Source organism: Alteraurantiacibacter aquimixticola, assembly GCF_004965515.1.
Classification (GTDB): Bacteria; Pseudomonadota; Alphaproteobacteria; order Sphingomonadales; family Sphingomonadaceae; genus Alteraurantiacibacter; species Alteraurantiacibacter aquimixticola.
Genome location: NZ_SSHH01000002.1, coordinates 469,647 through 490,232 on the forward strand (window position 1 = coordinate 469,647; position 20,586 = coordinate 490,232).

Below are 20,586 nucleotides of genomic sequence, written 5' to 3' on the forward strand. Positions count from 1 at the left end.
CACGCTACGTCCCTTGCCGAAAACCTGTATTACTCCGCAGGGTTTAGCAGTTTCCGGCGGCCAGGTCGCCTGGTCCATTTACGGGCCACCAGGAAGCGCCAGAGGAAGCCGGTGATCAGGTATCCCAGCGACGCCGTCAGGACCGAGAGCACGACGAAGCCGAAGGCGGTCACGCCCGCTGTCTGAAGGAACCAGCCGAAGCTGTCCCAGCGGCCGCTGGCGATCTCGTCATTGGCGGCGCCAATGGTGGCCGCATCGACTTTGAGCACGAAACTGCCGACCTTGTTGGCGACCGCGGTCCAGAACAGCAAGGTGAGCGGGTTGGTGACGAAGGTAATCAGCGCCGCCACCGGCACGTTTGCCCGCGTGGGCAGCGCCAGGAAGGCGGCTAGGAATATCTGTCCCACCGGGATGATGAAGGCGGCGAACAAGCCCAGAGCCGCCCCTCGGGGGACCGAACGGCGGGTGAAGCGCCACAGTTCCGAACGGGCAAAGCGATGCGCAATGGGCGCAAGCCAGCGATTGCGCTCCATATCCTCGCGCCGCGGCAGGTTCCGCTCGAACCAGTTCTGTTTGCGCTTCGCCATTTCGGGCTTTCCATACACCTTTCGCATTTACGCGAAAGTGACCATTACGGTCACGTCGACGAACAGCACCTTAACGTCGCCGGACGGCTACACACCTACCCCGTCCGGGACCTATCCACGCTCGCGCAGCAGCCGCGCCTTGTCGCGCTGCCAGTCGCGATCCTTGATCGTCTGGCGCTTGTCATGCGCCTGCTTGCCCTTGGCCAGCGCCAGTTCGACCTTCGCCCTTCCCTTCGAGTTGAAGTAGATCGACAGCGGCACCAGCGTCATGCCCTTGCGCTCCACTGCGCCGAACAGCTTTTCGATCTCGCGCGCATGGAGCAGCAGCTTGCGCGGCCGCTTGGGCTCATGGTTGAAACGGTTGCCATGGCTGAATTCGGGAATGTTGGCATTGACCAGCCACACCTCGCCATTGCGCACTTCGGCATAGCTTTCGGCGATCGAGCCCTCGCCCGACCGCAGGCTCTTCACCTCGGTCCCCGACAGCGCCAGCCCCGCCTCGAACGTCTCTTCGATGAAGTAGAGGTGGCGCGCCTTGCGGTTTTCCGCGACGACCTTCTGCTTGTCGAATGTGGGAGGTTTGGGGCGTGCCATGGTGGAGGCGCATGTAGGCAGAGACAGAAAGGATTGAAAGGGAAACTAACCGCCAAGTTTGTCCTCTGACCTATCGAGAACCTTACTGCGAGTTTCCTTCGCGATCCATCAGCTCAACAATGAGCGCGTTCGCCGCCATCAAGAGAGAATCCAGCGGATTTTCTTCGCAATAGCCATCGATCCATGCCAACATTCCAGTTGCATTCGTGGACTGTCCAAGACGTCCATACCCCCTGTGAAATGCGTTGTGCCCAGTGATATAACCTAAGAGCCAACCTTCTAGGGTTTGACCATGCCTTTGCGGATTGGCGCGTGCTTCGATCCAATTCCCGCAACTGTCATTCCCTGGAAAGCCAACATAGTTGAAGGTCTCGTTGGCCCCATCACCCCCTTGGGCAATTACATTTTCAGGCATTCCACACGATAAGAGCAGACCCAAGGGAAGAATGATGCGCTTCTTCATCGCAAATCCTCCGGCAGCGTCGGCGTGCTCAATATGCCGATGAAGCGTTCCCAGCGCGTCGCCATGTCGGCATCGCCGCGTTCGACGAAAGCGCCAACGATTGCGCTGCCGAGGTCATAGTTGATCACATAGCTGCGATAGGTGTCGAGGAATTCGAGGCTCTGTTCCGCCCGCCCGCGACTGGAGAGCTGGTAGCGCATCAGGTCCGCAATCGTCGCCTCGCGGTCGGCGGTGCCGTCGAGATAGGCGGCGGCGATGGTGTAATAGGCGGGGCCCAGTTCCTGCGTTGCCTCGCGTAAAGCGTAGTAATCGGCGATGGCGCTGGCATCGATCCCGGCGAGCGGGGCCAGCACGTCTCGCTCGAATTCCATCTGCGTATTGCCGGGGAAGGCCAGCTTCACCGCATATTCGGCGCTGCCTTCGGAGACGATGGCGCGCGGGGAATAGAGCGGCAGCAGCGTGTATTCGACTTGCCCCAGCGCGTTCACCCGTTCGCGCTCGATCAGCGTGGAATAGACGTGGTGACCGGGATAGGCCTCGTGACAACCGACATCCACCGCCCGGTCGATCCGTGCAGGCACATCGGTATTGATCTCGATCACCGAGTGATAATCGCCCTGGTAATAGTTGAACCCGCCCCACGGCTTGTCGGTGACCAGCGAGAGGGAGAAACTCTCGCTTTCGGGCAGCGGGATATGCGGCACGGTGCGCGCGCGGCATTCCTCCACCGCGCGATCGATCACGGCGCGCATCCGGTCTTCGGGGATCACGAAGCGGTCGCGCCATGCGTTGATGCGCTCGGAAAGCGGGCCGTCGGCCTCGTCACCCGGCACAAACTCCTCGATCCGCGCGAGTACCGGATCGAGGCTGGCAAGCTCGATCATTTCGGGCCGCACACCGAACAGGCCCTCGGCCTCGTCCTGGAAGGGAATGGTCTCGCCCCGCAACATGCGCAGCCGCGTCTTCGCGCTCGCCAGCATGGCGCGCAGGTAACGCACCCGCTCCGCCTCCAGAGTGCCGGGATCGACGGGGATCGCCGAAAGCGTGGCATCGAGCGCCACCACCCGCGCCTGCAACATGGGCAGCGACATGCGCGCATCCTCGCTGGCCGCCTTGGTCGCCAGCTCCTCCGGCCCGTAATAGGCATCGACATAGCCGGGATCCTTCTCGCCAATCGCCAGCTGCACCGCGAGATAGTCGCGGGCAAGCTGGTCGAGCGATGGCGGCTCATTCGGGACGGTGGCGCAGGAGGCGAGTGCGAGGGCGGCGGTGGAGGCGAGGATTCTCACTACGATACCTGCTTTCTTTTCGTCATTGCGAGCGAAGCGAAGCAATCCAGTGGCGACTTCGCATGGAATTCACGGATGGAACTGGATTGCCGCGTCGCCTTCGGCTCCTCGCAATGACGACGGTCGAACGTCACACCAGCCCCAGCCCCTCCAGCGCGGCATCCACCGCCGCCTTGCCCGCATCGGAGCACTCGACGATCGGCAGGCGAACGTCGGGCTCGAACCAGTCGTGGATGCGGCTCAGCGCGTACTTCGCAGGTGCAGGGCTGGGATCGACGAACATGGCGCGGTGCAGCGGGTAGAGCCTTTCGTTGAGCTCGCGCGCGGTCTCATAATCGCCTGCCAGCGCGGCCGTGTGAAAGTCGGCGCAGAGCTTGGGCGCGACATTGGCGGTCACGGAGATGCAGCCCTTCTGGCCCAGCACATAGCCTGCGAGCGCCAGCGGATCGTCGCCGGAAATCTGGCAGAAATCGGGGCCCGCGCCCATGCGGTGGGTGACTACGCGGCTGAGGTCGCCGCTCGCATCCTTGATGCTGACGATCTTTTCCGGAAAGCGGCGGTGCAGTTCGATCACCGTTTCGGGCAGGATATCGGTCACCGTGCGGCCGGGCACGTTGTAGAGCATGATCGGCAGGTCGGTCCGCTCGGCAAGATAGCTGAAATGGGCGAGCAGCCCCGCCTGTCCCGGGCGGTTGTAATAAGGTGCGACCAGCAGCACCGCATCGGCGCCGGCAATCTGCGCCTCCTTGATATGCCACAGAGCGGTTTGCGTATCGTTGGAGCCTGCGCCCGCAATCACCGGCACGCGGCCGGCGGACTGTTCGGCGCAGGTGGCGATCACTTTATGATGCTCGTCATTGTCGAGCGTTGCCGATTCGCCCGTCGTTCCGCAGGGTACGAGGCCGGTCGATCCGTTCTCGATCTGCCAGTCGACGAAACGGCGATAGGCATCCTCGTCAAACGCTCCGTCGCGAAAAGGAGTCGCAAGAGCCGGAATAGAACCTGAGAACATTTTCATACCTCTGTCGTTGTCCTTTAAAGCAAGGACTTTCGCCACATATCTGTGCGATGCGGCAATTTCATTCACCGCCTGATAAGGAGAGGCCCGCCACTATGTCCAGCATGGTTCGACCTGCTTTTCTCGCTATCGCCCTTGGCAGCATGGCTGCCGTGTCCCTTCCCGCCTGCGCGCAGGAGGCGTCCGACTGGGATACCGCCCGCGCGAACCTGGTGGCGGAAGGTCCGGGTCCGATGGCAGCCGAAATCGCCCGCTGGCAGGACCTCTATGCCGATCGCAGCGCGCAGCTGCCGTTCGAACGCTATTCGAGCTTCCTCCTCGCCAATCCGGGTTTCCCTGACGAGACCGCCCTGCGCGCACGGGCGGAGGAGCGGCTGCGGCGCGAATTCGTGCCCAATGGCGTGCTGCTCGATTTCTTCGAGCGCTATCCGCCGGTCACCAATTTCTCCAAGGCGCATTATGCGCTGGCACTGATGGGCCGCGACCGCGAGACGGCGGCAGCGCTGGCGCGCGAGGCATGGCGCGGCGGGGAAATGAGCGAGGTGTCCGAAGCGACGATCGGCTCCATGTTCGGTGCCAACTTCACGCAGGACGATCACGATGCGCGGATGGACGCGCTGTTGTGGCAGCGCGAGGGCGACGATGCCGCGCGCCAGATCGAACGCACCTCGCCCGGCAAGCGCGCCGTCTTCGCCGCGCGCCTCGCGATCCTGCAGGGTGGTGACGGAGCCACGAGCGATCCGGCGGCGCAGACCGACCCGGGATACCTCTACAATCGCAGCCGCGAGTTGCGCCAGGAAGGCCGCCGCGGCGAGGCAATCGCGATGCTCGCCAACCGCGCGCCGCTCGCCAGCAAGCCCTTCGACGCCACCGCCTGGGTGGAGGAACTGCTCGCCGTCGCCCGGCTCGGCTCGGCCCGCGATGCGCAGATGATCGCGGCGCGTATCGACGATGCCTTCGCGCCGGGTGAGGATATCAGCCAGCGCGCATACAAATTGCGTGACGATTATACCTCGCTGATGTGGCTGGGCGGCACCAGCGCGCTGTGGGAACGTGGCGATGCACTGGGCGCGGCACCGATCTTCTACCGCTATGGCGCGGCGGCACGCACGCCGCAGACGCGCTCCAAGGGCTTCTACTGGGCCGGCTATGCCGCGCAGCGGGGCGGCGATGCGGCGGAGGCCAACCGCTATTACGAAATGGCCGCCGAATATGGCGACCGCTTTTACGGCCAGCTGGCGCTGGAGGCACTGGGGCGCGACCTGCCCGCGCTGGCGGGCCAGCCCACCGCGACGCCCACGCCCGAACAGCGCGCCGCCTTCATTGCCGCCCCGCTGACGCAGGCCGTGGCCGAAGTCGCCCGCGATGCGCCGTGGAGCACCGGAATCCGCTTCTACCGCGCAATCGCCGACCAGGCGGAGACCGAGGCAGAGCACGTCCTCGTCGCCGACCTCGCCCGCGAGATCGGCCGCCGCGACCTTGCCGTGAACCTTGCCGAGGCGGCCATGGCCGATGGCCACACCGGCTTCACCCAGATCGGCTATCCGCGCCTGCAGACGCCGCCGGGCACCAACTGGACGATGATCCACGCGCTCGCCCGGCAGGAAAGCCAGTTCGCCGAAAACGCCATCAGCCATGCCGGCGCGCGCGGCCTGATGCAGTTCATGCCCGCCACCGCGCAGGAGGAATCGCGCCGGGCCAACATGTCCTATTCCCCCAGCCGCCTGATCGAGGATCCGACCTACTCGATGCAGCTCGGCTCCAACCATATCGAGCGGCTGATCTCCTATTACGACGGCAGCTACCCGCTCGCCATCGCCGCCTACAATGCGGGGCCCGGAAACGTGAACCGCTGGCTGCGCGAGAATGGCGACCCGCGACGCGGCGGCATCAGCTGGACCGAATGGATCGAGAAGATCGGCTTCTTCGAGACCAAGAACTACGTCCAGCGCGTGATCGAGAATGCGGTGGTCTACGAACACCTCTATCCCGAACAGGCCGTGCGCCAGCGCAAGGTGAGCGACTTTTTGCGCTAGGCTGCCCTGAAGTGAATCCGCGCGAAAACCCCATCACCCCTGCGGGCCTTGCCGCCTTGCGCGAGCGCTACGACCACCTGCTCGGCACGGAACGGCCGGAGATTGTCGAGATCGTCAGCTGGGCGGCGGGCAATGGCGACCGGTCGGAGAATGGCGACTACCTCTATGGCCGCAAGCGCATGCGCGAGATCGACCGCGAGCTGTCCCATCTCGCCAAGGTGATGAAGCACGCGAAGGTCGTCGATCCTGCGCAGCAGCCGGACAAGAGCCGGATCTTCTTCGGCGCCACCGTCACCATTGTCGACGAGGATGACGAGGAACGCAGCCTGACCATCGTGGGCGACAAGGAGCAGGACGCAGGCAAGGGCCGCGTCGGCTGGTCCAGCCCCATCGCAAGGGCGCTGCGCGGGGCGAAAGTCGGCGACCTCAGGACCGTGCGTCTTCCCGGCGGCGAGAAGGAATGGGAAGTGCTGGCGATAACCTATCCAGAATAGCGGACTGGTGGGACTGCATTTCAACCGATCTTAATTTCCCGCGCCTATCCGGCGGCTATGAAAATCCCCATCAGTGTTTGGCTGCTGGCCATCACCATTCTGCTTTATGCGGTAATCGGCGGCTTGGCTCCGGAATTCGGTGAGCTCGGCGATGCGGAAGGCCTCTTCCTCATCATCTTCGTGGCAATTCCGGTGATGATTTTCCTGCATGCCCTGCCGATAGCTGCGATGGTCGGTACGATGGTGGAAGTATTCGTCGGAAGGGTACCCAAGGCCTGGCTGGCGTTCCCGTTCTCCTTCGGTGCGCTCTACATAGGGCTGTTGGCTGTCGAGCAATGGGAGATCGGCAAGTTCGAGTGGGACACGCGGGCACAGCTCTCGGCTCCGTCAAACGCATTCGATCCGGACACTCAGTCTATCGTACTTTCCCAAGGATCTGGCGTCGACCTGACGGGATTCGACGTGCCTGTCGTCTATTTCGCCAACCCTGCCGGTGCGAACTTCGGGCCCTACACGGCAACCTACCTGCTAGCAGGAGGTGACTGCGAAGTCCTGCGTGGCGAGATCCCTCGTATGGGAAGAAGCGCGCGGATAGGCAGGATCAGCGGCGACCCTAGGCCGGGCCGGCCGGGACTTTGCTCCCTGCGTGCGGGGATCGAACCGGATGGAGGAATTGTTCAGATCACCGTTTCGACGTCGGAAGCAAGGACTGGCTGGGCATCGCGATATCGCGAACATACCATCCGGTTGCGTTGGCCCGGAGGAGAAGAGCGGACACTTCGGTCCTACAGCGCTTCCCGCCTTCCGCTCCTGCCGAGGCCATCCATCCCCTGCCTGTTCGGTCACGAGATCCAGAGTGAAGGCTGTGCCCTCATCTTCGAGCGCGACGGGCTAATGACGGTGTCACATTGGGGAGACCTTGAGCCGGGTTCGGCGGACCTGGTCGCACAAGCCCTGCAGTTGCGACCCGATCCATTCATGCAACGCGCAACCCTCCCGATTGATGAAGCGCGCGCGGTGGTAGAGAAGGCTGCGAGCGACTATGCTACCCGCGACCTTCCGGAGGAAGACTGATGGCCGAAATCGTGAACCTCAGGCTGGCACGCAAGGCCAAGGCGCGTGCCGAGAAGGCGAGCGCTGCCGAGGCCAATCGCGCCAAACATGGCGAGACGCGCCCGGCAAAGCGGGCCCGCAAGTCGGAGGAGGAGCGTGCCGCGCGCGATCTCGACAGCCACAAGCGCGAGCGGGACTGATGCGCTCGACCTATGGCGAGGCCACGGTGCGGCTTTATTTCCTCGACCGCGAAAGCGAAGGCGGCGCGGCGGAAACCTTGTTCTACGGGGCGCTCGACGAGGCGATGAGGCTGGCGGCACAGCAGCCAGAGGAGGTGCAGCAGGGCCTGTTCCTCGCCACCGACAACGATGTGGTGGCGTATCTCGATCTCATCGAAAGTTGAAATTTTTTCGCGCGCGCCGGTGACAAGTCGCCGCGCAGGCTGACTACCTCTGCAAACAGGAGGTAGTTTCGCGTCGTGGACATCGCCAGAACCAGCCAGGACGACCGGTATCGCATGGCCGCCGCGCAATTCGCCGCGGCGATTGAGCGGCTGGCGCGCGGCTATGAAGCCGATGCCGACCTCGCGCGCGACCTGGTGCAGGAAATCCATGCGGCGCTGTGGCGCAGCTTCGCCTATTTCGAAGGGCAATGCTCGCTGAGGAGCTGGGTCTATCGCATCGCGCACAATGTCGCGGTCACGCATATCCAGCGCAGCCGCCGGGCGCGCAAGGGTGGTTTCGACACGCTCGATGCGATCGACGACCTTGCCGCGCCCGACGATCCCGAGGCGGATGCGGGCGAGGCGCAGCTGGTCGCCCGGTTGATGGCAACGATCCACCGCCTCGCACCCGCCGACCGGCAGGTGATGCTGCTCTATCTCGAAGACCTGACCGCCACCGAGATCGGCGAGGTCACCGGCCTTTCCGCCAGCGCCGTATCCAGCCGTATCCACCGGCTGAAGACGCTGCTCGCCAAACCCTATGCCGACAAGGAGATCGGATGATGTCGCCCGAAGACCAGGCCCGCCAAAGCTGGCAGTCGAGCGGTTCGGCAGCCGCCCTGCCCCCGATCGAGGAATTGCGCGGCAAGGCCGACAAGTTCCGCCGCAAGATCAGGCGGCGCAATCTGATCGAATACATCTCGGGTGCCGTGGTACTGCTTGGCTTCGGATGGATACTGATCTTCGGCCCGCTACCCTGGACGCCGGCGGTGATCCCTGCCGAAATCGTTCGGCTGGGCGCCGCACTGGTCATGATCGGCACGGTCTTTGCCCTCTGGCAATTGCACAAGCGCACCGCCCCGCTCGACCCGCCAGCGGATGGCGGACGCAATTCAGTGCTCGACTACCAACGGGCCGAGCTGGTCCGCCAGCGAGATGCGATAGACAGCGTGTTGTACTGGTACATCCTGCCATTTGTGCCCGGTCTCAGCGTGCTCATGCTCGTCCCGCTCGCTTTGTCGCCCACGATCGGCGAACTGGCATGGTTCAAGGTCGTGCTGAAGGCTTGCATAGTGCCTGTCAGCTTGATTGGCGTGTGGTGGCTAAACAAGTTCGCCGCACGGAAGCTGCAGAAAATGATCGACGAGATCGACGCCCTGCGCGCCGAATAGTCCGGGCGGAGATCGGGAGGGCGGAGCTAGTGCCCCTCGATCTCCATCCCCGCCGCATCACGCATGCGGGCACCGTTGGGATTGGTGAGGTCGAAGGCGACGAGGCCGCTGCGGTGCATGTCGCGCCTCTGCCACATCGGGTGGGCCAGCGAATGGGCCGCATCGTCGCGCCCTGTCCGCCAATGCTCGTTCACCGTCGCGCGCGAGAATTCGTAGTCCTTCGAATAGCTCTCATGCCCGTCACGCCGGTTGATCAGGTGCATCACGCTGATCGCGCCCGGCTGGTCGATCTCGGTGAGCAGGCGAACATCGGGATCTTTGCGGAATTCCGGCGGCAGCCTCTCGGCCAGGCGCGCCGCGGCCAGGCGGAATTCCTCCAGCTTCTGCACAGTGTCCGTGGTCATGCGCGTGCGGCTGGAATAGCGGATATCCTTCTCGCGCTGCAGCACTTCGGACAGATCGCCGGGCATGGCACCGCGCGCATGGAACAGGTCGATCTGGTAGATCGTCATGTCGCAGCGCTGGCCGGTGTCGAGCACATATTGCAGCGGCGTGTTGGAGACGAGCCCGCCATCCCAATAGGGCACGCCATCGATCACCACGGGCGGAAAGCCGGGCGGCAGCGCCCCGCTCGCCATGATATGGTCGGGTCCGATCCTGTCGCGATCGCTGTCGAACCAGGTAAAATTGCCGGTCAGCACATTGACCGCGCCTACGCTCAGCTTGACCAGCCCGTCATTCAGCAGGTCGAAATCGACCAGCCGTTCCAGCGTCTCGCGCAGCTGGCTGGTGTCGTAGAGGCTCACCGTGTCGAAAACGGCGTCGAAACCGGCGAGGAGGGGATTGCGCGGGCGGAAGAAGCCCGGCGTTCCGGTAATAGCGACGATGGCCGCCGAAAGCTCGTTGAACCAGCGGCGCGGCGGGCCGTCATCTGCCGGGGCCACGCCCAGCAATTCGGAACTCACCAGCTCCCAGAATTCGCGCAGGCGCGGGAGGCGCTGCTCCGGCTCGTTCCCGGCGATGATCGCGGCATTGATGGCGCCGATGGAGATGCCCGCGACCCATGAGGGTTCGAGGCCTTCTTCATGCAAGGTCTCGAACACGCCCGCCTGATAGGAACCGAGCGCCCCGCCGCCCTGCAGCACCAGCACTTGCGGCCGGCCCTCGTCACGGATGGGATCGCTTTTCGCCATGCGCGCTTCCTGCCGCAAATCATGTTGCAGCGCAACATGAACCGATCGCGTCGCCGGATACGCAAAACGGGCGCGGAGATGATCCGCGCCCGTTCGCTGTTCTCCCTGTGAGGGGAGGTTATTCGGCGGCTTCTGCCGTCTCGTCGCCTTCCGCATCGCCTGCTTCGCCGTCGAAAAGTGAGGGGGCATCCGCATCGGTCAGCGAAGGCAGCGGGTCGGCATTGGCCTTGGCCGCGCCTTCGACAAGCTTGCCGAGCGAGGAGCCGTCGAGCCCCAGCTCCTTCATCAGCCCGTCGAGCACCGGCGCCTGCGCGCGATAGGCGAGCGCTGCCGCCACCGCATCATTGGCCAGGTTGCCCGATCCGCCGCCAGAGCCTGCGCCACCGGTGGTGCCGGCTGCGCCCGCTTTCTGCGTCAGCCCGTCCACCTGCACGATCTTGATCGAATCGATGGCTTCCATGGGCTTGGCGCTTTCGCGGATCACCTCGGGTAGGACCTTGAGCAGCGCCAGCTTGGTCTGCAGGCTGATCTGCTCCATCGACAAGATGTTCGCAGCCTCGTTGATCGCCCGCTGACCAGCGGCCTCCACCTCGAAGCGGACGCGCGCGGCTTCGGCACGCAGCTTCTCGGCATCGGCCTCGCCTTCCGCCTCGCGGCGGGCGGCTTCGGCGCGGTTGGTCGCGGCATCGCGATCGGCTTCGGCCTCGACCTTGATCTTGATCGCATCGCGCTCGGCGATCTTTGCGGCCTCGATCAGCTCGATCTTCTTCTGACGCTCGGCCACCTCGCTTTCGCGGCTGGTCACGACCTGCTCCTCGGCGGCGACCGCCTTGGCGCGGGCAGCGTCGGCTTCGGCCTTGGCCTGGCTTTCCTCGCGGCTCTTGTTCTGCACCGCGATCTGCTGCTCCTGCCGGGCGATTTCGAGCGCGCGCTGCTGGTCGATGCGAGCTTCTTCCACGAGGCGGTCGGCCTCGATCTGCTGTGCATCGACCTGCTTCTTCGCCTCGATCCGCGCGGCATCGGCCTCACGGGTACGCTCGGCCTGTTCGCGGGCGATTTCGGAGGCCTGGGCGGCGCGGCGGATTTCCACCTCGCGTTCCTGTGAGAGGCGCGCATATTCCTTGTCGCGCCCGATCTCGTAGGACTTGGTGTCGGCTTCGAGGTTCTTGGTCTCCATCTGCACGCGCGTGTCCTGCTCGATATCGTTGCGCAGCTTCTTGCGCGCCTCGATCTGCTCGGTCAGCTTCGTCAGGCCCTCGGCATCGAAGGCGTTGTTGGCGTTGAAGTGCTCGATGCTGGTCTGGTCGAGACCGGTCAGCGAGACCGATTCCAGCTCCAGCCCGTTCATCGCAAGGTCGTTGGACGACACTTGCTGCACCTTCTGGACGAAGTCCGCGCGCTGCTCATGCAGCTCGTTCATCGTCATGCCGGCAGCCACCGAACGCAGCGCGTCGACGAACTTGCCTTCGACAAGGTCCTTCAGCGCCTCGGGCTGCATGGTGCGCTGGCCCAGCGTCTGCGCGGCCATGGCGATGGCTTCGGCGTCGGGCTTCACGCGAACGTAGAACTCCGCCTTCACGTCGATCCGCAGGCGGTCGAGCGTGATCAGCGCCTCGCCGTCGCGACGGACGACCGAGAGCACCAGCGTGTTCATGTTGACCGGCATGGTCTCGTGGAAGACGGGCAGCACCAGCGCGCCGCCATTCATCACCACCTTCTCCCCGCCGACACCCGTTCGCACGAATGCGATTTCCTTCGACGCGCGGCGATAGAGCTTGGTCAGGAAGATGACGATTGCCAGGAAGGCGACAACGCCTCCGCCGACCATGACTGTTGATGTGGTAAGCAGGTTTTCCATATCCTCTCCTTGTTGTGAAACTCATGCGGACGGTCGCCGCGATGTTGCGGGATGCGCGCAGCGGGTCCGGTGCACGCGGGGTCAATCGGTAATCGGATTGCCGTCAGGTGACGGGTGCGAGCTGGCGCTCGGCCAGCGGCACGCCGAAGAAGGTGTTGCCCTCACGGCGGACCAGCAGGACCTCGTCCCCCTCCAGCATTTCGCTAGCCTGCTCATGCGGCTCCACCATGACATGGTGGGCATGGCCGTGCCGGTCGCGCACCTTGGCGCGTGCCGGGGAGCCGGCGGTTGCCCTGCCGAGGCTGATCGTGGCGCGGCGCCCCACAAGGCTGTCGAGCCCGACCGCATCCGTCTCGTCCTGCGGCATCAGCTTGCCGAGCGGGCGCACCAGCGTGGCCGTTGCGGGCAGCGTCGCGCCCAGCGCCAGCACTGCGGCAAGCCAGGCATAGAGCGGCGAGCCCGTGAGGCTCATGGCCAGTTCCTGGATCCCTACGCCGATCAGGGCGAAGAGGAACAGGAAGGCGATCAGCCACACCAGGAACGGCACCTTGCCGATCCCCAGCAGGGTCGTGATCCCGCCCATGAGCGAAGCAGAGCCGTCGAAATCGGCGTCGACTTCCACGTCCATATCCGCGTCGAGGTCGAACAGATCGCCTATGCCGATGATCTGCAGCAGAGACAGCAGGATCATGGCCCCAAACGCGATGGCAAAGGGCAAGTTATAGTCGGCAAGCAGGCTCATCTCTTCGTTCGCCGCCTGCGGATTGCAGGGGCGCCTTTCTCTCCTCGGGCCAAATTTTACGGTGTCCCATCCCGTTCCATTCATATGGCAGAAAGGTGGGCGATTTTCCAGAAAAACCGGATTCAGATGATACGATTTTGCGTTCGCGCCGCCTTGCGATATCGGGTGCGAATGCGCCGCCATATCGCCGCCCTCGCCCTCCTCGCCTGCACCGCCGCGCCGCTGGCCGCGCGCGACAGTTTGGGCGTGTTCGGGCAATGGGGAGCCTTCCGCGATGCGGAGGTCCCGCGCTGCTATGCCATCGCCATGGCCGAGGACGAGAGCGAGGGCTTCGCGACCGTTTCCACCTGGCCGCAGCGGCAGGTGCGCGGACAAGTGCATTTCCGGCTCTCCCGCACGCTGGGAGAGGACGTTCCGCTGGTGCTGCGCATTCGCGGGGAGAATTTCGAGCTGATGGGCGATGCGCGCAATGGCTGGGCTGCCGATGCGCAAATGGATGCGGCCATCGTAGCCGCGATGCGCGCAGCGAGCCAGATGCAGATCCGCGCGCGCGACGAAGGCGGACGGCGCTTCACCAACACCTTCGACCTCTCCGGTGCGGCCACGGCCATCGACGCCGCAACGGTCGCCTGTTCGCAGCGCAACTGACGCGCACAGCAAAACGGGCCGGAGGATCGCTCCCCCGGCCCGCTCTCATGTCAGTGTTGTCAGCGCTTAGAAGCGCGCACCGACGCCCACGACCACCTGGTGACGGTCAAGATCGACGTCGAAACGGTCACTTTCGAGGCCGCTCGGCGCTTCGAATTCGCCTTCTTCATAGTTCGAATAGCGGTATTCGCCCTTGATGAAGAAGTTTTCGCCGATTGCCTGCTCCACACCGGCACCCACGCGCCAGCCGTCAAGATTGGCATCGGTTTCGATATCGGTGACGTTGTCGCTCGCAAGCACGTCCATCGAGGCGTTGGTGTAACCGCCCTTGGCATAGACCAGCGTGGACGGGGTCGCGAGCACACCGGCGCGCACGCCGAGATAAAGGTCGCGGCCGGCATCGACATTGCTGACGCCAAAGCCGGTGAAGGCCGTGGTGTCATAAGAGGTCGAAGCTTCCGACTTCATGTACTCAGCTTCCACGCCGACCACGGCGCCGCCAAGGTCGAAGTCATAGCCAGCGCCTACACCATAGGTCACGTCCTCGATCGACTGGTCGACGTCGTCCGCATTGTCGATGTCGACTGTGCTGCCGGGGCGCACGATATCATAGCCGACGATGCCTTCGATGCGCGGACCCGTGAAGGGCGAACTCTCCTGCGCGGCGGCCGGTGCGGCCACCATGGCGATACCCGAAGCGGCAGCCAGAAGTGCAATTCCCTTATACATAACGTACTCCATTCTTCTGTTTTCCAGCACGGTTTCGTCCGTGCCTGGACTGCGAGAATGGCTGGAACCTGCATCTGGTTTCATGAACGTCGTACAACAGGAAAACCGTTGTTTTTTAGCAATATACACTTGCGATAAGCCGTGTTTGAGGAGCGATATTCGGCGGGAACGGAGCGACCGGAACGGGCGTTAGCGCGCGCTCGCGACCGTCTCGCCGCAAGCGTCGCGCGGCCCGTCGCCGGTTCCGCGCCCGATCCGCACATGGCCGCAGATTCCGCACGCACTAGCTATGCGGGCCACGCTGCACTATATGCGCCCCGATCATGCCAGACACAGACCTCATGACGATCCCCGGGCAGGTAGACCCGGTTCCCGTGGCGCGTGACATCACGCCACGCGCCGACGGGCGCGTGGATTTGATCGGCCTGCCGAAGAGGCGCATTGCCGAACTGTTCGCCGAAGCAGGGCTCGATGCCAAGCAGGCCAAGCTGCGCGCCAAGCAGGTGTTCCACTGGCTTTACCACCGCGGCGTGACCGATTTCGAGGCGATGACCGATATCGCCAAGACCATGCGCCCATGGCTTACCGAGCGCTTCGTGATCGGCCGCCCGGAAGTGGTCGAGGCGCAGCATTCGACCGACGGCACGCGCAAATGGCTACTCCAGACCGCCGACGGCCATGATTTCGAGATGGTCTTCATTCCCGATGCCGATCGCGGGACCCTCTGCGTGTCCAGCCAGGTCGGCTGCACGCTCAACTGCCGCTTCTGCCACACGGGCACGATGCGCCTCGTGCGCAACCTGACGCCGGGCGAGATCGTCGGGCAGGTGATGCTCGCGCGCGATGCGCTGGGCGAATGGCCCAAGGGCCGGATGGATATCGCCGAAGACGCGAGCGAGAGCGAATATACCGCCGATGGCCGCCTGCTCACGAACATCGTGATGATGGGCATGGGCGAGCCGCTCTACAATTTCGACAATGTCCGCGATGCGTTGCGCTTGGTGATGGATGGCGACGGGCTCGCGCTGTCGAAGCGCCGCATCACTCTGTCGACCAGCGGCGTGGTCCCGGCGATGGCGAAATGCGGCGAGGAGATCGGCGTGAACCTTGCCGTCTCGCTCCACGCGGTGACCAAGGAAGTGCGCGACGAGATCGTGCCGATCAACAAGAAATACGGCATTGAGGAATTGCTGCAGGCCTGCGCCGATTATCCCGGCGCCAGCAACGCCCGCCGCATCACTTTCGAATATGTGATGTTGAAGGACAAGAACGACAGCGACGAGGATGCACGCGAACTCGTCCGCCTGCTCAAGGCCTTCAAGCTGCCCGCAAAGGTGAACCTGATCCCGTTCAACCCATGGCCGGGCGCACCCTATGAATGTTCCACACCGGAGCGGATCAGGGCATTCTCCAACATCGTCTTCGAAGCCGGCATTTCCGCCCCTGTGCGTACACCGCGCGGGCGGGATATCGATGCCGCTTGCGGCCAGCTAAAGACGGCGGCGGAAAAGAAGAGCCGCGCGCAACTGGATCGCGAGGCGGCAGAGGCGGAAGCCCAGGGATGAGCGAGGCCGCGCAGCCCCCTCGCGCCGAGATCGACGGGGCAACGCGCGACTTCTACCAGACCAAGGCCCGCGAATGGGCGGAGGCCTTCCCCTACGAATTCTCGAAATTCCTTGATCCCTTCCTGGCGCAATTGCCGCCGGGGGCGGAGGTGCTCGAGCTCGGCTGCGGAGACGGGCGCGACGGGGCGCGGATGGAGGCGCAGGGCTTCACTGTCGATGCGACCGATGGCACGCCTGCCATGGCGGCGCTGGCGGAGGAGAAGCTCGGCCGTCCGGCACGGCATATGGAATTCGGCGATCTGAAGGCGGAGGCGGCCTATGACGCGGTCTGGGCGCACGCCTCGCTCCACCACCAGCCGCTGGTGGGCCTTGCCGACGTGCTAGCGCGCATCCACCGCGCGATGCGCCCCGGCGCGCTGTTCTTCGCCAATTACAAGCTGGGCGATGGGGAACATCGCGACAGCTTCGGCCGCCTCTACAACTTCCCGCCGCGCGCGGAGCTGATGGCGCTCTATGCCGCGCAGGACTGGGAAATCCTCGAAGCGCACGATTACAAGGATGGCGGGCTGGACAAGGTCCTGCGCGACTGGATCGCAATCACCGTGAGGAAGTCTGCGTGATAGTGGCCGTCAATGCCATCTGCGCCGCAGCCGCCGTCCCCTTTCGCGGGGAAGAGAAGAGCGCCATCGCCAAGCAGCCGCTCTCCGGCAAGGTGCGGATCACAACGCTGGGGCTGGCAGGCGACGAGCAGGCGGACCTGGTCCATCACGGAGGGCCGGACATGGCGGTGCATCACTATCCGCGCGACCATCACGATTACTGGCGCAGCGAGCTGGGCGATCATCCGCTTCTGGCAGAACCCGGCGCCTTCGGCAGCAACCTCTTCACAATCGGTATCACCGAAGAGGACGTTTTGCTCGGTGACCGCTTCCGCCTCGGCAGCGCGCTCCTCGAAGCCTGCCAGCCGCGCCAGCCCTGCTGGAAGATCGAGCACCGCTTCGGCGAAAAGGCGATGGTCAAGCGCATCCTCAGGACCGGCCGCTGCGGCTGGTTTTACCGCGTGATCGAGGAAGGCGAGGCCGAAGCGGGTGACCGACTCGAGAAGGTGGCCGATGGCCTTGCCGGCTGGAGCATGGCGCGCATCTTCAATGCGATCTGGGGAACGACTCACAAAAGCGATCCCGAACTGCTGAAAGAGATCGCCGAATTACCCCTTCTCGCCGAGAAATTGCGGGCAAAATTGGTTGTGCGCACAACCAGTTGAGCATGAAAGCGGTCAACTTGGCGCTCGCCTGAAACGGCTCATCCGCAAAAACGAATCCCAACGATCCGTTCATCTTAGGTTGGGTATCTATGAACGAAATCTGGAATTCCGGACACACAGCCAACCGGAATGAAAGGTTCGACCGATGCGCAAGACTCTCACCCTTACCGCCGCTGCCGCCGCAGCAATGCTCGCCATCCCCGCCGCTCCCGCCGCCGCCGATCCGCCGGGCTGGGCGCCTGCCCACGGCTATTACGACCATGATCGCGGCTATGACCGTTACGATCGCCATGATCGCTACGAGGCCCGCTATGACCGCCGCGACCATCGGCGCGACCATCGCCGCGAGCACCGCCGCGACCGCGTCTATGACGATTATGGCCGCTATGAAGAACCGCGCCGCGTGCGCCGTGGCGACCGCGTCTGGCGGGGCGATGACGGCCGCTATTACTGCGAGCGCGACAATGGCACGACCGGCCTGATCATCGGTGCCGCCGGCGGCGCGCTGCTGGGCCGCACCATCGACACGCGTGGCGACCGAACCGTGGGCACCCTGCTGGGTGCCGCGCTGGGCGGGTTGCTCGGCCGCGAGATCGATCGCGGCGAGGCGCGCTGCCGCTAAGCCCTCCCTCTCTTCCCGCACTCCCCTTCGCGGGAAGGACCCTGCCGCCCTTCGCTCAAATGCGGAGGGCGGCATCGGTCTTTTGGAGGCATGGCCAAGCGCTGGCTTATGCTCTACGGACAAAGTCAATAAACGCAGATTCTTCCGGAGAGCCCCATGATCGAAACCGCGCTGGTTTCCTGTGACGACCATCTCGACCTGAACATGCTGCCCGCCAATGTCTGGCAGGACCGCATGAGCGAGAAGTGGGGCGACCGCACGCCGCATATCGTCGAGCAGGAGAACGGCCCGGCACTGTGGATGGCCGATGGCGAACGCTGGGGCTTCTGGTCCGGCCGCCCGATGGGCTTCAAGGGCCCCAAGCCGATTCACACCGCCTATGATCGCGGCGGGATCGAGGATTTGACCGAACTGCGCGCGGGCAATGCCAAGCTACGGCTGGAGGACATGGACCGCGACCAGGTGTGGGCGCATCTGATCTTCGGCCCGGTCACCAGCATCAACACGCCGGACGAGGCTTTCATGAAGGCCTGCTACGCCGCCTATAATGACTGGCTCTTGGAGGATTTCTGCACCGCCGCGCCCGACCGGCTGATCGGCGTCGCCATGCTGCCGCCGCATCCCGAGGCCGCCTTTGACGAGCTGCAGCGTCTGGCCAAAAAGGGCGGCTGCCGTCAGGCCAATCTCCAGATCGCCGTCGCCGAGCCGCGTCTTGAGGACAAGCGCTGGGAGCCTTTGTGGCAGCTGCTGGAGGAGACCGGCATCGTCCTCTCCTTCCATGTCACCGTCTTTCCCGGCGTCACCAAGGCTTTCGACAAGTACAAGGGCTCACCCGGCGCGACTTTCCTCCATGCCAAGATGTTCATCGACCAGTTCCTCGATCCCTTCGTGGACCTGTTCGCATGGGGCATTTTGGAGCGACATCCGGGCCTGAAGATCGTCATCGCCGAATGCGGTGCAGGCTGGGTGCCGTGGGTGGTCGAGGAGCTCGACTATCGCCACCATCGCCTGTGGGAATGCGCCGATTTCTGGGACGACAAGGGCGGCATTCCGCATGAGATGAAGCCGTCGGAAATCTTCAAGCGGCAGGTTTACGGCACCTTCCAGCAGAGCCCGACCACGATGGCGCTGACCGATTTCTGGGGCAAAGAGAACCTGCTCTGGGCGAGCGACTATCCGCACCCCGACAGCATCTGGCCCAATTCGGTCGCCAAGATCAGCGAGCATATGGGGCATATGAACCCCCAGCTCGTCAAAGGCATTGTCGGCGGCAATGCGGCCAAGCTCTACGGCCTCGACCTTTCCAAGGCCGGGCTGAAGGCACGGATCCCGATGGAAGGGGACAAGGCCGCGGCCTAGGCCGCCCTTCCCTCCAGTTCCTCATCCGAAGGCTGCGCGTCCACGTGGGACGGCAGCGGAAAGACCAGCCCGAGCAATGGCAATGCGATCATCGCCGCGCCTGACGCCATGAAGGCGGTGGTTATACCCTGCGCATCGGCGAAATGGCCCCACAGCCAGCTGCCGATGGCGATGCCGCCGAACGTGACCGAGCTGATCATCGCGGCGATGCGGCCGACCACGACCTGCGGCGACCACATCTGGCCCGCCACGGCAAAGCCCGAGAGCGCCTGCACCCAGCCCGCGCCCGCCAGCACCAACAGGCCGAGGATGACCGGCAGCGAGGGCTGCAGAGCCACGAGGATACAGCCGCTGCCGTAGAGAACGCCCGCCCCGCGCACGATCGCCTCTGCCGAAAAGCGCGAGCGGAACCACGTCGCGCTCGCCGCGCCGATCACCGCGCCTGCCCCCAGCGCCGCCAACAGCAAGCCGTAGACGAAGGAGCCCTTGCCCAGCACCTCGCTGGCAAAAAGCGGCATCACCGCCCAGGCTGCCGCGCCGGTTGTCGTGAAAGTGATCGCGCGCAGCATGATCGTGCGGATCGGCTGCGAGGCGAAGGCATAGCGCAGCCCCTCCATCATCACCGGGCCGATCTTGCGCTTGGGGGCCTGCTGTCCCTCCGGCATGCGCCAGCGCCACAACAGCGCGATGACGAGGAGATAGGCGGCGGCATTGGCGATGAAGGCGGCGCTCGCCCCACCTACCGAAGTGATCGCCCCGCCCAGCGCCGGGCCGAAACTGCGCGCGACATTGAAGCCGAGAATATTGAGCGCGACTGCCGCCGCCAGCTGTCCGCGCGGCACGGAGAAGTTCACTGCCGAGGCGACCGCCGGAATGATGCAGGCGACCCCGCAGGCGAGCAATGCGGTGAGCACGATCGTCACCGCCGGACCCGCCGCATCGGCCTGCACCAGCAGCGCCAGCAACACAGAGATGGCGAGCATGGCGAAGAGCGAGATCAGCAGCAGCTTCCTCTTGTCCACCATGTCCGACCACGCCCCGGCGGGTAGGGCCAGCAGCATGATCGGCAGGTTGAATGCCGTCTGCACCAGCGCGACAACGTCGGCGGGCTGGCCCATTTCGGTGAGGTGCCAGGAGGCGCCGACCGACTGGATCGTATTGCCGAGATTGGCCAGCAGGCTGCCGGTCACAAGAACGGCGAAGGCGCGGTGCCGCAGCGGGCTGAATGTCGCGGTATTGAGCATCGGAGCGCTTGTCTGCCCCCGTGTGCGCCGCGCGACAAGTCGCCAATTGTCGCATTGCGCGCGGTATCCTTTTGGGATACTAGGCGCACCATGCACCGCGCAGGCCAGCTTCTCCGTGCCTGGAGGGAGGCGTTCGAACCGCCGCTCTCCGCCGCCGAATTCGGGCGGCGTTTCGGCGTGCCCGAACCATGGCCCAGCCGCACCGTCTATGGCT

At 64.4% G+C, this 20,586-nt stretch carries 23 protein-coding genes; 13 read left to right on the forward strand and 10 right to left on the reverse strand.

Annotated elements, in window-relative coordinates; genetic code table 11:
* Positions 1-29 precede the first annotated feature (29 nt).
* The 5 genes from E5222_RS08720 to dapA all read right to left on the reverse strand — a co-directional run bounded on the left by E5222_RS08720 (position 30) and on the right by dapA (position 3,945).
* Positions 30-587, reverse strand: coding sequence for a DUF2062 domain-containing protein (locus tag E5222_RS08720; RefSeq protein WP_136693371.1), 558 nt, complete (start codon positions 585-587; stop codon positions 30-32).
* A 111-nt stretch (positions 588-698) separates the two neighbouring features.
* A complete protein-coding gene (gene smpB, locus E5222_RS08725) occupies positions 699-1,181 on the reverse strand; it encodes an SsrA-binding protein SmpB (RefSeq protein WP_136693372.1) in 483 nt (160 codons plus the stop codon).
* An 82-nt stretch (positions 1,182-1,263) separates the two neighbouring features.
* Positions 1,264-1,644: a hypothetical protein gene (locus tag E5222_RS08730; protein ID WP_136693373.1), complete on the reverse strand. Its 381-nt coding sequence runs from the start codon at positions 1,642-1,644 to the stop codon at positions 1,264-1,266.
* Positions 1,641-2,933 carry a hypothetical protein gene (locus tag E5222_RS08735; RefSeq protein ID WP_136693374.1) on the reverse strand — a complete coding sequence of 431 codons (1,293 nt, stop codon included), beginning with the start codon at positions 2,931-2,933 and terminating at the stop codon, positions 1,641-1,643. The genes E5222_RS08730 and E5222_RS08735 overlap by 4 nt, the downstream gene beginning before the upstream one ends.
* Positions 2,934-3,063: 130 nt before the next feature.
* Complete coding sequence (gene dapA / locus E5222_RS08740) at positions 3,064-3,945, reverse strand: 4-hydroxy-tetrahydrodipicolinate synthase (RefSeq protein ID WP_136693798.1); 882 nt, start codon at positions 3,943-3,945, stop codon at positions 3,064-3,066.
* 101 nt (positions 3,946-4,046) lie between these two features.
* On the opposite strand from dapA, the gene E5222_RS08745 reads away from it, so the two are divergent.
* The 7 genes from E5222_RS08745 to E5222_RS08775 all read left to right on the forward strand — a co-directional run bounded on the left by E5222_RS08745 (position 4,047) and on the right by E5222_RS08775 (position 9,148).
* Positions 4,047-5,987 carry a lytic transglycosylase domain-containing protein gene (locus E5222_RS08745; protein ID WP_136693375.1) on the forward strand — a complete coding sequence of 647 codons (1,941 nt, stop codon included), beginning with the start codon at positions 4,047-4,049 and terminating at the stop codon, positions 5,985-5,987.
* Positions 5,988-5,998: 11 nt separating this feature from the next.
* Positions 5,999-6,481, forward strand: coding sequence for a transcription elongation factor GreB (gene greB, locus E5222_RS08750; protein ID WP_136693376.1), 483 nt, complete (start codon positions 5,999-6,001; stop codon positions 6,479-6,481).
* Between the two features lie 57 nt (positions 6,482-6,538).
* On the forward strand, positions 6,539-7,555 hold the full coding sequence (locus E5222_RS08755) for a hypothetical protein (protein ID WP_136693377.1): 1,017 nt from the start codon (positions 6,539-6,541) through the stop codon (positions 7,553-7,555).
* Positions 7,555-7,734 (forward strand): DUF4169 family protein, encoded by a 180-nt coding sequence (locus tag E5222_RS08760; RefSeq protein ID WP_136693378.1) that lies wholly within the window; start codon positions 7,555-7,557, stop codon positions 7,732-7,734. The genes E5222_RS08755 and E5222_RS08760 overlap by 1 nt, the downstream gene beginning before the upstream one ends.
* Positions 7,734-7,937 (forward strand): hypothetical protein, encoded by a 204-nt coding sequence (locus E5222_RS08765; RefSeq protein WP_136693379.1) that lies wholly within the window; start codon positions 7,734-7,736, stop codon positions 7,935-7,937. Before E5222_RS08760 ends, E5222_RS08765 begins: the two co-directional genes overlap by 1 nt.
* A 75-nt stretch (positions 7,938-8,012) precedes the next feature.
* Positions 8,013-8,540 (forward strand): RNA polymerase sigma factor, encoded by a 528-nt coding sequence (locus E5222_RS08770; protein WP_246021628.1) that lies wholly within the window; start codon positions 8,013-8,015, stop codon positions 8,538-8,540.
* A complete protein-coding gene (locus E5222_RS08775; protein WP_136693380.1) occupies positions 8,537-9,148 on the forward strand; it encodes a hypothetical protein in 612 nt (203 codons plus the stop codon). Before E5222_RS08770 ends, E5222_RS08775 begins: the two co-directional genes overlap by 4 nt.
* A gap of 26 nt (positions 9,149-9,174) precedes the next feature.
* Here the strand turns inward: E5222_RS08775 and E5222_RS08780 are convergent, their stop codons facing one another.
* The 3 genes from E5222_RS08780 to E5222_RS08790 form a co-directional block, all read right to left on the reverse strand.
* Complete coding sequence (locus tag E5222_RS08780; RefSeq protein ID WP_136693381.1) at positions 9,175-10,341, reverse strand: patatin-like phospholipase family protein; 1,167 nt, start codon at positions 10,339-10,341, stop codon at positions 9,175-9,177.
* Positions 10,342-10,459: 118 nt separating this feature from the next.
* Entirely contained in the window at positions 10,460-12,169 is a 1,710-nt protein-coding gene (locus E5222_RS08785; RefSeq protein WP_425456252.1) for a flotillin family protein, read from the reverse strand.
* Positions 12,170-12,302: 133 nt separating this feature from the next.
* Complete coding sequence (locus E5222_RS08790; RefSeq protein WP_136693383.1) at positions 12,303-12,941, reverse strand: YqiJ family protein; 639 nt, start codon at positions 12,939-12,941, stop codon at positions 12,303-12,305.
* A 171-nt stretch (positions 12,942-13,112) separates the two neighbouring features.
* On the opposite strand from E5222_RS08790, the gene E5222_RS08795 reads away from it, so the two are divergent.
* A complete protein-coding gene (locus E5222_RS08795) occupies positions 13,113-13,589 on the forward strand; it encodes a hypothetical protein (RefSeq protein ID WP_136693384.1) in 477 nt (158 codons plus the stop codon).
* A 66-nt stretch (positions 13,590-13,655) separates the two neighbouring features.
* On the opposite strand, the gene E5222_RS08800 is transcribed toward E5222_RS08795, so the two are convergent.
* Positions 13,656-14,318, reverse strand: coding sequence for an outer membrane protein (locus E5222_RS08800; RefSeq protein ID WP_136693385.1), 663 nt, complete (start codon positions 14,316-14,318; stop codon positions 13,656-13,658).
* A 323-nt stretch (positions 14,319-14,641) separates the two neighbouring features.
* On the opposite strand from E5222_RS08800, the gene rlmN reads away from it, so the two are divergent.
* The 5 genes from rlmN (at position 14,642) to E5222_RS08825 (ending at position 19,128) form a co-directional block, all read left to right on the forward strand.
* Positions 14,642-15,883: a dual-specificity RNA methyltransferase RlmN gene (gene rlmN, locus E5222_RS08805; RefSeq protein ID WP_136693386.1), complete on the forward strand. Its 1,242-nt coding sequence runs from the start codon at positions 14,642-14,644 to the stop codon at positions 15,881-15,883.
* Positions 15,880-16,503: a class I SAM-dependent DNA methyltransferase gene (locus tag E5222_RS08810; RefSeq protein ID WP_136693387.1), complete on the forward strand. Its 624-nt coding sequence runs from the start codon at positions 15,880-15,882 to the stop codon at positions 16,501-16,503. The genes rlmN and E5222_RS08810 overlap by 4 nt, the downstream gene beginning before the upstream one ends.
* Complete coding sequence (locus E5222_RS08815) at positions 16,500-17,147, forward strand: MOSC domain-containing protein (RefSeq protein WP_136693388.1); 648 nt, start codon at positions 16,500-16,502, stop codon at positions 17,145-17,147. The genes E5222_RS08810 and E5222_RS08815 overlap by 4 nt, the downstream gene beginning before the upstream one ends.
* 145 nt (positions 17,148-17,292) lie before the next feature.
* Positions 17,293-17,769 carry a glycine zipper 2TM domain-containing protein gene (locus E5222_RS08820; protein WP_136693389.1) on the forward strand — a complete coding sequence of 159 codons (477 nt, stop codon included), beginning with the start codon at positions 17,293-17,295 and terminating at the stop codon, positions 17,767-17,769.
* A 156-nt stretch (positions 17,770-17,925) separates the two neighbouring features.
* Positions 17,926-19,128, forward strand: a complete 1,203-nt coding sequence (locus E5222_RS08825) for an amidohydrolase family protein (RefSeq protein ID WP_246021629.1) — start codon at positions 17,926-17,928, stop codon at positions 19,126-19,128.
* Here the strand turns inward: E5222_RS08825 and E5222_RS08830 are convergent.
* Positions 19,125-20,372: an MFS transporter gene (locus E5222_RS08830; protein WP_136693390.1), complete on the reverse strand. Its 1,248-nt coding sequence runs from the start codon at positions 20,370-20,372 to the stop codon at positions 19,125-19,127. The two genes, E5222_RS08825 and E5222_RS08830, sit on opposite strands and share 4 nt — an antisense overlap.
* Between the last annotated feature and the right edge of the window lie 214 nt (positions 20,373-20,586).

Excerpts from the sequence above, each read along its gene's own strand:
- E5222_RS08720 (WP_136693371.1), bottom strand. The coding sequence starts at position 587 with ATGGCGAAGCGCAAACAGAACTGGTTCGAGCGGAACCTGCCGCGGCGC.
- smpB (WP_136693372.1), bottom strand. The coding sequence starts at position 1,181 with ATGGCACGCCCCAAACCTCCCACATTCGACAAGCAGAAGGTCGTCGCG.
- E5222_RS08730 (WP_136693373.1), bottom strand. The coding sequence starts at position 1,644 with ATGAAGAAGCGCATCATTCTTCCCTTGGGTCTGCTCTTATCGTGTGGA.
- dapA (WP_136693798.1), bottom strand. The coding sequence starts at position 3,945 with ATGTTCTCAGGTTCTATTCCGGCTCTTGCGACTCCTTTTCGCGACGGA.
- E5222_RS08745 (WP_136693375.1), top strand. The coding sequence starts at position 4,047 with ATGTCCAGCATGGTTCGACCTGCTTTTCTCGCTATCGCCCTTGGCAGC.
- E5222_RS08755 (WP_136693377.1), top strand. The coding sequence starts at position 6,539 with ATGAAAATCCCCATCAGTGTTTGGCTGCTGGCCATCACCATTCTGCTT.
- E5222_RS08760 (WP_136693378.1), top strand. The coding sequence starts at position 7,555 with ATGGCCGAAATCGTGAACCTCAGGCTGGCACGCAAGGCCAAGGCGCGT.
- E5222_RS08765 (WP_136693379.1), top strand. The coding sequence starts at position 7,734 with ATGCGCTCGACCTATGGCGAGGCCACGGTGCGGCTTTATTTCCTCGAC.
- E5222_RS08775 (WP_136693380.1), top strand. The coding sequence starts at position 8,537 with ATGATGTCGCCCGAAGACCAGGCCCGCCAAAGCTGGCAGTCGAGCGGT.
- E5222_RS08780 (WP_136693381.1), bottom strand. The coding sequence starts at position 10,341 with ATGGCGAAAAGCGATCCCATCCGTGACGAGGGCCGGCCGCAAGTGCTG.
- E5222_RS08785 (WP_425456252.1), bottom strand. The coding sequence starts at position 12,169 with ATGGTCGGCGGAGGCGTTGTCGCCTTCCTGGCAATCGTCATCTTCCTG.
- E5222_RS08790 (WP_136693383.1), bottom strand. The coding sequence starts at position 12,941 with ATGAGCCTGCTTGCCGACTATAACTTGCCCTTTGCCATCGCGTTTGGG.
- E5222_RS08795 (WP_136693384.1), top strand. The coding sequence starts at position 13,113 with ATGCGCCGCCATATCGCCGCCCTCGCCCTCCTCGCCTGCACCGCCGCG.
- E5222_RS08800 (WP_136693385.1), bottom strand. The coding sequence starts at position 14,318 with ATGTATAAGGGAATTGCACTTCTGGCTGCCGCTTCGGGTATCGCCATG.
- rlmN (WP_136693386.1), top strand. The coding sequence starts at position 14,642 with ATGCCAGACACAGACCTCATGACGATCCCCGGGCAGGTAGACCCGGTT.
- E5222_RS08810 (WP_136693387.1), top strand. The coding sequence starts at position 15,880 with ATGAGCGAGGCCGCGCAGCCCCCTCGCGCCGAGATCGACGGGGCAACG.
- E5222_RS08820 (WP_136693389.1), top strand. The coding sequence starts at position 17,293 with ATGCGCAAGACTCTCACCCTTACCGCCGCTGCCGCCGCAGCAATGCTC.
- E5222_RS08825 (WP_246021629.1), top strand. The coding sequence starts at position 17,926 with ATGATCGAAACCGCGCTGGTTTCCTGTGACGACCATCTCGACCTGAAC.
- E5222_RS08830 (WP_136693390.1), bottom strand. The coding sequence starts at position 20,372 with ATGCTCAATACCGCGACATTCAGCCCGCTGCGGCACCGCGCCTTCGCC.